Raw genomic sequence first — 698 nt, 5'->3', positions numbered from 1 at the left:
GTCCTGCTGATCTCCAACGACACCCAGACCGTGCCGGTCGCATTGGGTGTGCTGCAGGGACAGCGGCTGATGGACGCGACGATGACCAGCGCCTCGGCGCTGCTCGGCGTGATCCCCGCCATCGCGTTCTTCCTGATCTTCCAGCGCACCCTCACCCGCGGCATCACCGCGGGAGCGGTCAAATGAAGCCGGCCGACAGCGGTTCATCATGTCGAGCACTGCCTCCTGCCTGAGGGCCACGCAACGCTCCTTTGTGGACGTTCTGCTCGCGTACTCGTGTGGCGAGAACGGCTTTGATTCGCCTGACGCCCTTGCGTGCCAGGCTGGAAAGCGCTTTCCTGTGAAGCATGTCTGACGTTGGTCTCGGCGGATCAATCACGACGGGCGGTGTGATTTGTTGAATCGACGGTCGAATCGACGGTTGAACAGGTTGTGGGGAATCGTTCTCGGTTGTGTTGTGGCGGCAGGAATGTGCGGTGCGGCGGGGACCGCCCGGTCCGCTCCGGCGGAGCAGGTCGAGCCGACCGGGCGGACGGTCGACTTCACCGGTGCGTGGAAGTTCCTCCTGGTCAACAAGACCGGTGCGGACGCTCCGCAGCCGGCCGCGAGCGATCCGGCTTGGCGTGACACGCGTCTGCCGCACGACTGGAGCATCGGCCACGACCCGGCGCAGGGGGCGCACACCAACTCGGGTACGG

The 698-nt window shown here is 65.5% G+C and carries 1 protein-coding gene and 1 pseudogene; both read left to right on the top strand.

Annotated features, from left to right (window positions below; translation table 11 throughout):
• A pseudogene (locus tag UK23_RS45635) lies at positions 1 to 186 on the top strand (carbohydrate ABC transporter permease); the annotation flags it as partial.
• Between the two features lie 271 nt (positions 187 to 457).
• Positions 458 to 698, top strand: a 241-nt coding sequence (locus UK23_RS45630; RefSeq protein ID WP_156213869.1) for a hypothetical protein, incomplete at its 3' end; no start/stop codon positions are given.

Origin of the sequence: Lentzea aerocolonigenes, assembly GCF_000955955.1 — a bacterium.
Classification (GTDB): Bacteria; Actinomycetota; Actinomycetes; order Mycobacteriales; family Pseudonocardiaceae; genus Lentzea; species Lentzea aerocolonigenes_A.
The sequence above is the reverse complement of the archived record's forward strand: the minus strand, read 5'-3'. Positions and strand labels throughout refer to the sequence as shown.